8 protein-coding genes are annotated in these 6,812 nt (G+C 43.1%); 1 reads left to right on the top strand and 7 read right to left on the bottom strand.

Annotation, left to right across the window (positions count from 1 at the left end; translation table 11 throughout):
* The 6 genes from E0H88_RS16280 to thyA form a co-directional block, all read right to left on the bottom strand.
* The coding region (locus E0H88_RS16280) for a helix-turn-helix domain-containing protein (protein ID WP_213033332.1) at positions 1-88 on the bottom strand (88 nt) is incomplete at its 3' end.
* A 122-nt stretch (positions 89-210) separates the two neighbouring features.
* Positions 211-735, bottom strand: a complete 525-nt coding sequence (gene msrA, locus E0H88_RS09240; protein WP_131273951.1) for a peptide-methionine (S)-S-oxide reductase MsrA — start codon at positions 733-735, stop codon at positions 211-213.
* A 114-nt stretch (positions 736-849) separates the two neighbouring features.
* Positions 850-1,311: an META domain-containing protein gene (locus E0H88_RS09235; protein WP_131273950.1), complete on the bottom strand. Its 462-nt coding sequence runs from the start codon at positions 1,309-1,311 to the stop codon at positions 850-852.
* Positions 1,312-1,407: 96 nt separating this feature from the next.
* Complete coding sequence (locus E0H88_RS09230; protein ID WP_131273949.1) at positions 1,408-2,475, bottom strand: Lnb N-terminal periplasmic domain-containing protein; 1,068 nt, start codon at positions 2,473-2,475, stop codon at positions 1,408-1,410.
* Between the two features lie 28 nt (positions 2,476-2,503).
* Positions 2,504-3,016: a dihydrofolate reductase gene (locus E0H88_RS09225; protein WP_092819041.1), complete on the bottom strand. Its 513-nt coding sequence runs from the start codon at positions 3,014-3,016 to the stop codon at positions 2,504-2,506.
* Positions 3,017-3,260: 244 nt separating this feature from the next.
* Positions 3,261-4,103 (bottom strand): thymidylate synthase, encoded by an 843-nt coding sequence (thyA, locus tag E0H88_RS09220; protein WP_092819040.1) that lies wholly within the window; start codon positions 4,101-4,103, stop codon positions 3,261-3,263.
* Positions 4,104-4,781: 678 nt separating this feature from the next.
* Here thyA and E0H88_RS09215 point away from each other — a divergent pair.
* A complete protein-coding gene (locus E0H88_RS09215; RefSeq protein ID WP_092819039.1) occupies positions 4,782-5,303 on the top strand; it encodes a CHAP domain-containing protein in 522 nt (173 codons plus the stop codon).
* A gap of 100 nt (positions 5,304-5,403) precedes the next feature.
* Here the strand turns inward: E0H88_RS09215 and E0H88_RS09210 are convergent, their stop codons facing one another.
* Entirely contained in the window at positions 5,404-6,810 is a 1,407-nt protein-coding gene (locus E0H88_RS09210; protein WP_131273948.1) for an efflux transporter outer membrane subunit, read from the bottom strand.
* Positions 6,811-6,812 lie beyond the last annotated feature (2 nt).

Raw genomic sequence — 6,812 nt, 5'->3', positions numbered from 1 at the left:
TCCAAGCGATATAACGTTTAGAAAAACCTTCACGTAACAAAGTATAAATCTGATATCTTTCTTCTTGGGTAAGATGAGTGTAGTTCATGATGCAACTTTGACTTTGGTCGGTCGGAAGCAAAATGCTAGCTCATCTTGCTTCCTTCCAATAATTTAATCTCTGTTGCACTTCATTTGAGAATCTAAGTGTCTAATATTGGCAGGGCCAGATTATTCAGATTTCAGCAAGTCCTGAAACTTGCTGCGCAATTTCATTAGTTTCGGTGGAATGGTGAAATTGCAGTAGCTTTGGGAAGGGTTGCGGGCAAAAAAATTCTGGTGATATTCTTCCGCAGGGTAGAATTTCGGTGCAGGGCTCAGCTCGGTCACAATATTTAAACCTTGCGCTTTTAAATGCTCAATGGCTTGTGCTGCCTGCTGCTGCTGTTCATCATTAAAATAATAAATGACTGAACGATATTGAGTGCCGATGTCATTACCTTGACGGTTTAAGGTCGTTGGATCATGGGTGGTAAAAAATACATCCAAAAGCTGGGCAAAGCTAATTTGCGTTTCATCATAATCAATCAGAATCACTTCCGCATGCTGGGTGTCACCACGGCAAATATCCTCATAACTGGGATGTTCAGTATGACCGCCAGCATAACCGCTGACCACTTTTTCCACACCTTTTAACTGTAAAAAAACGGCTTCGACACACCAGAAACATCCACCACCCAATAATGCTTGTTGCATGATCTTATCCTGTATTTGCTTATTATTTTTAATATAGGGGCTTTCTATGAAGCGACAATGAATTTATACATTTTAAACACAAAAGCCTGAGATTTCAGGCTTTTATTTAAACAATTAACGTGGTTGCACTGGGCTGGAAAATTGCAGCACTACATTGCCATGACGATCCAGCAGTTTTAGCGTTTTTCCAAACACCTGATAGTTTGCGACTTTCGCCAAGGCTTCATTAAATTGTGGCGCTACATTGTTGCTATCCAGACAGGCCATCTTGGTGCCCGCCATTTGACCGAGCACGAGCGTATCTCGCCCTGCTTCATAGCTGCCCATAATGCGATTGCAACCATCGGCACCGCTGACCCGTTTGCTGGCAGCATCAAACTGCAAGCTTGGAATATTGTGGGCAGTCGGTGCTGTCTTGATTTCGGTATTGCCAATATGGGTGGCAATCCAGGTACGGTTTTGCAGTTGTACCAAGTTTGCAGCCTCAATAGGAGGTGCGGCATTCGGTGTGGTTTGACAGCCGGTAAAAGCAATTGCAGCGCCCAGTATGCCGACAGCAAACATTTTTTTTAACATATTTGAGTTCTCATTCTTGGTTTAACTTGGAGTCTATATAAACAAAAAAATAGGCTTTTCACTAGGATTAAATGGAATGTTTTTATATTTTTACTTTTAAAATTCAGTTAATTCATCCGTTATTGGCTGGGGGATGCCGTGGCGAATCAATGTTGAATATTGGCTACTGGAAAGATGCTTAAATTGTCTCACGCGCGGGTTGATATAAGCAATGTTGTACCATTGCTTGATGCTTAAATCATGTGAAATGGCATTTAAGTCATAGAGATAATTCGGCAAATAGCCAGAAGCGAGCAGGCGGTAATCTGCCGGAAAAGGCCTTTTTGATATGGCCTGTACCATGTCAAATACCAGCGTGGTACAGTTGCTGGTCAGGCTGTTGTACCATCTCGGCTGCTGCCTTAATTCGTTGGCTTTGTGCAGATATTCTTCAAACAGGGCGCGTCTTTCGCTTTTTGACATATTAATCGGGAAGAAATAGACCTGTTCACCACGGATATTGCTGCGCGTATAGATCAGGTCCTTTTCATCTGCTGCAATCAGGCTGAGTTCGTATTTTCTGAAAAATCCTCCATAAGTTGAAAATTCTTCATTTTTTTGTTTGCGAATTTCAATTGAAAAGGTCAGCGGCGGGCTGTTGGCAAAATCAAAACTGACCAGGGTATGCGCAATGCGTGGTCCCATCCAGTAGGAAGTAATAATATTTACCCCTGTGATCTGGTTTAAATCAAACTGACGGGTTTCCCAACGTTCATCATAACTGCCATCTGCATGCCAGTTAAAATTGCGTACATTGTGTAAGGTCACTTGATCGCCGTGCTGCCGATAAGACAGCACTTGGGCAACTTCCGGATTCCACTCGCGATCTTGCCGGGCTTCTAGGCTAAAATACCAGAATAAGCCGACAAGAAAAAACAGAACATAGATCAGCACATCGGTCTGACGGTTCAAGACATATTGGGTGAGATAAATGCCGAGGATGCTTAAGGCAAAAGCGATCCAGAGACCGATCAGTATGCGGGTGCCAAAGCTGCCCAAAGGTTCCTGAAACCATAAGGCCAGACACAGCCAAATAGAGGACACAATAACGAACAAACCGAACACGGTATGGACTAATACCATGCCCAAGGCAAGAAGGAATTCTCTTGTTCCAGTATTATGCATATTTGACTGTTATAAGTAATTATTGCCTTTATTTTCGGTAAGTTGCGAACTTAAAAGCAATCCCGGTTTTGTCGTCAATATGTTGTTCTGAGGCGACCTTTTTAAATTCAGCCGGAATTTCCGGATAGTAGGCATCGCCTTGAACATCCAGTTCAACATGGGTCAGTTCCAGGCGGTCGGCAATGTTCATGGTCTGTTTAAAAATTTCACCACCGCCAATCACAAAGATTGCTTCGGGTTTTTCTGATGCCTTGACATCGGCAATGGCTTGAGCCAAGGCATCTTCAATCGAGTAGGCCACTTTGGTGCCTTCAAACGACCAGTCCTTGTCCCGGGTAATCACCCAGTTGACCCGTTTTGGCAAAGTGCGGCCCATAGACTCCAGGGTTTTGCGTCCCATGACCACCACACCGCCTTGGGTGATTTCCTTAAAGTGTTTCAGGTCAGCTGAAATGTGCCAAGGCAGGTCATTATTTTTACCAATGCAGCGCTGTTGATCCATGGCCACAACATGCACAACTTCTAAATTTTGGAAGCTCATTTATTTAATCCTTGTGAATAATTCCAAAATCCTTCCTACAATTTTTCCATTTTAGTAAAGGAGGGAAGAGGGATTTAAAGTTTTGATTTCCAATTCCTTGTCTTGCGCCATATATGGCTCAGGGATGGGAATATATTCCGTAAGAGGATGAGGGGTAATTTACCTCTCCCTAACCCTCACTGACAGAATTGTTTAAAGCAGTGCTTAAACAATTCTTCAGGAGAGGGAACTCTAATAAGGAAAATTAAACCGCTACTGGCGCTTTAATGCCGGGATGCGATTCATAGCCGACAATTTCAATATCTTCAAATTTAAAATCAAATATATCTTTGATTTCAGGGTTTAATTTAAGCTGACATAGAGGTAGAGGCTGACGACTGAGTTGCAATTGAGCCTGTTCAAAGTGGTTCACATATAAGTGAGTGTCGCCACCGGTCCAGACAAAGTCGCCGACACCCAAACCGCAAACTTGCGCAATCATGTGCGTGAGCAGGGCATAGCTGGCAATGTTAAAGGGAACGCCCAAAAACACGTCGGCACTACGTTGATAAAGCTGGCAAGACAGTTTGTCATCCTGTACAAAAAACTGGAACAGGGTGTGGCAGGGTGGCAGGGCAACCGTTCCTGCTTCTTTAGGGTTCCAGCCTGACACAATTAAACGGCGTGAATTGGGATTGGTTTTAATTTCATTGATCAGCCAGGTGATCTGGTCAAAACCATCCTGTTCATATAAACCATTTTCTTTTTTGGTTGCGCCAAAATTACGCCACTGATGACCATAAACCGGACCCAATTCGCCTTCAGGACGGCCAAAACGCGCCGTTTGTTCTGCAGTGGACCACTCATCCCAAATCGTAACTTTGTTGTCTTGCAGATATTTAACGTTGGTATCACCTTTTAAAAACCACAACAGTTCAATCACGATGGAACGGAAGTGTACTTTTTTGGTGGTTAACAAAGGGAAACCTTTGGAAAGATCAAAGCGCATTTGGTGACCGAACACTGAACGCGTCCCTGTACCGGTACGGTCGCCTTTATCGCCACCGTTGTCGAGGATATGTTGTAAAAGGTCTAAATACTGACGCATGTCTCTCTCATTAGAATCTGGTTCATGTCTCTGTCATTAGAATCTGTTTGCTAATTCTAATTTTAGAATCTGTTGGCTAACCTTACATATTAGCTTTTTTTTTCCGGGGAGGGAACTGTATCCATTGAGAGGGAAAGTAAGTGTGAATCTTGGTGATAATTTTTATAAATATATGATTTATATTTATGATTTTAAAGCCATATAAATCATAAGGCTTAATCTTGATGGGGTTTGGTTAGAAATGATCAGGAGGAGGAAAATGGATTGCATTTTATTGAATGTATTTTTCTAAGCTCCAAAAAACTTTATAGGTCTGACAGTATCAAAGACTAAAAATAGGGGTTGTGATCCTGCTGAAATAAGCATGGTTTAAGAAAGATTTACAAAATGCAGTCAAGAGCAGATCTTGCACCTTGCTGTTCAATCTCATCCTCATTCCATTATGGTTTGGCCTGAAAACCAATGATGACCTTTATTGATCGGGTAAGCATAAAATAAATTTTTAGTCGCAGCTGGTTATAAAAATCAACAAAAAATAGTCAGTTAACTCACTTATCGATAATTTATTTATATTTAATTACATTTGTTATATGAAAAATCACATTTTAGAGGTTACCATCTTGCCGTCGAAATGAGTGAAAAGCTGTTAGTCTTAAGCTTAGGAGTGTTTGTTAAAGAATGGTTTATGATCATAATGTAAACATGAGTGAAGTTCACGCTCCTGTTCAGGCAAACATCATAATTCGTTCCCAATCGGGTAAAAATTCAAAAAAATCTTCGGAATTTCAGACTGACCAGGCCATAACCAAAAAGAATATGCTGGCAAAGAACGGACAGCGAATTGATATCAGTAAATTTACCGATTTCTTGCAGGCGGTTTCTTCAACCAGCAGTTCACAAAAATGTGCCAAAAGTATCAGACTTGCTTTGGAATCGGCTGGTGCAAGGTTTCAAAGTCATCCCGTTGCTGCGGCAGACTGGGGAAATACCCTGACGAAAATTGGTTATCGACAAATTAATCCCAAGTTCGATGCACCTAAAGAAGGTGATATTTATATTATTGATCGAACCGGCAAGCATGTGTATGGCCACATTGCCGGATTTAACGGCAAGCAATGGGTCTCTGACTTTAAGCAAAAAAGTTATGATGTTTATAATGAAAAAGGACTGACCTATAAATATTACCGCCCGAGTTTTTAACCTGTAAAAAGTTAAAAATAGCCAAACAGAACATTTTCTCAGGAATTTTTCTGAAATAAAAAAGATGCCGAAATGGCATCTTTTTTATTTTACCTTTAACTTAAGGCAGCTGTTTGACTGGACTGCCGCCTAAAGCCTGCATCAAGGTGACATAGGCATTGTATTGGCTCTGTTTGGTTTGAACCAAAGACAAACGGGCGTTACGCGTGGTTTCCTGTGCATCCAGCAGGTTTTTCAGGGCAATGGCCCCGTTACGGTAACGTACTTCAGTTAGACGCTCGGTTTTCTCAGCAAGCTGTAAATTGCGTTCTTGCAGGGCCACCTGTTTGTTTAATTCAGTGCGGGCAGATAAGGCATTTTCCACATCGGCAAAGGCCTGATACAGGGTTTGACGATACTGCACAATCGCTTTTTCATAATCCAGGTTACTGATCGCCAGATCTTTTTTCATGTCGTTATATTGCAGGAACGGCAGGCTAAGATTGGCACCTAAAGTTAACACCGGGTTTTGCAATAGACTGGTTAAAGATGTGCTGGAAGAACCCAGGTTTCCGGTCAGGTTAATGGAAGGATAATAACTGGCCTTGGTCGCATCTTTAGTGGCAAGGGCCTTGCGTAAACGCAGTTCACTGGCCTGTAAATCTGGACGGCGTGACAACAGCTCTGCCGGCAAACCTGCAGAAATAGCCGGCAGGGCAATACGCGGTAAACGAGAAGGCTCCTGAATGTTCAGTTGCTGTACAGGTTGATGTATCAGCGCTGCCAATGCTGTTCGGGTTTCGACTTTCTGCTGCTCAATCTGGCTTAATGTCGCTCTTTGGCTTTGCACCGATTGTTCCGCTGAGGTTAAGTCCAGACCGGAAACCGCGCCGGCACGATATTGACTACGCACCAGCTCAAAGACTTTTTGTGTGCTGGCCAGGTTTTGCCCGGCAATTTGATAGCGTTCATTTAAGTAACCCAACTGCCAATATAAATTTGCTGTAGTGGCAATCAGGCTTTGTGCAGTGGCTTGCAAGTCCTGTTCAGTTGCTAAGGCTTCCCATCGGCTGGCTTCAGTTTGTCGAGCCAGCTTTCCGAACAAGTCCAGTTCATAACTCACGCCGCCACTTAAAGAAAGGCCACGCGAAGCATCATCACCTGAATTGAGGTCAACCGTATGTCCAGCTGAAACACTGGAGCTGACCCGAGGGCCTTGCTGGTTTTTCGCCAAACCGGCCTGTAAACGTGCCTGCTGCAAATTAATGCCGGCAACCGCCAGATCGGTATTGCTGGCTAAAACCTGATTGACCAGCTGGTTCAGCTGCGCATCGCCAAACAAGGTCCACCATTGATCGGCATAGATGATATCGGCATGCACCTGCTGGCTCATGGCTTTGCTATTCTGGAAACTGCCTGGAATATTCACGGCAGGCTGTTCATACGGTGTTTTTACCACCGCTGCACAACCGATCAGAGAACCAGTTAAAATAAGGCTAGCAATAAGCTTGGTAAAATTCATTTGCATTC

The sequence above is a fragment of the Acinetobacter sp. ANC 4216 genome, from assembly GCF_004331195.1.
In the GTDB taxonomy this organism is placed as follows: domain Bacteria; phylum Pseudomonadota; class Gammaproteobacteria; order Pseudomonadales; family Moraxellaceae; genus Acinetobacter; species Acinetobacter kookii.
This window is presented reverse-complemented; position numbering and strand designations above follow the sequence as displayed.

Excerpts from the sequence above, each read along its gene's own strand:
- E0H88_RS09225 (WP_092819041.1), bottom strand. The coding sequence starts at position 3,016 with ATGAGCTTCCAAAATTTAGAAGTTGTGCATGTTGTGGCCATGGATCAA.
- E0H88_RS09230 (WP_131273949.1), bottom strand. The coding sequence starts at position 2,475 with ATGCATAATACTGGAACAAGAGAATTCCTTCTTGCCTTGGGCATGGTA.
- msrA (WP_131273951.1), bottom strand. The coding sequence starts at position 735 with ATGCAACAAGCATTATTGGGTGGTGGATGTTTCTGGTGTGTCGAAGCC.
- thyA (WP_092819040.1), bottom strand. The coding sequence starts at position 4,103 with ATGCGTCAGTATTTAGACCTTTTACAACATATCCTCGACAACGGTGGC.
- E0H88_RS09215 (WP_092819039.1), top strand. The coding sequence starts at position 4,782 with ATGGTTTATGATCATAATGTAAACATGAGTGAAGTTCACGCTCCTGTT.
- E0H88_RS09210 (WP_131273948.1), bottom strand. The coding sequence starts at position 6,810 with ATGCAAATGAATTTTACCAAGCTTATTGCTAGCCTTATTTTAACTGGT.
- E0H88_RS09235 (WP_131273950.1), bottom strand. The coding sequence starts at position 1,311 with ATGTTAAAAAAAATGTTTGCTGTCGGCATACTGGGCGCTGCAATTGCT.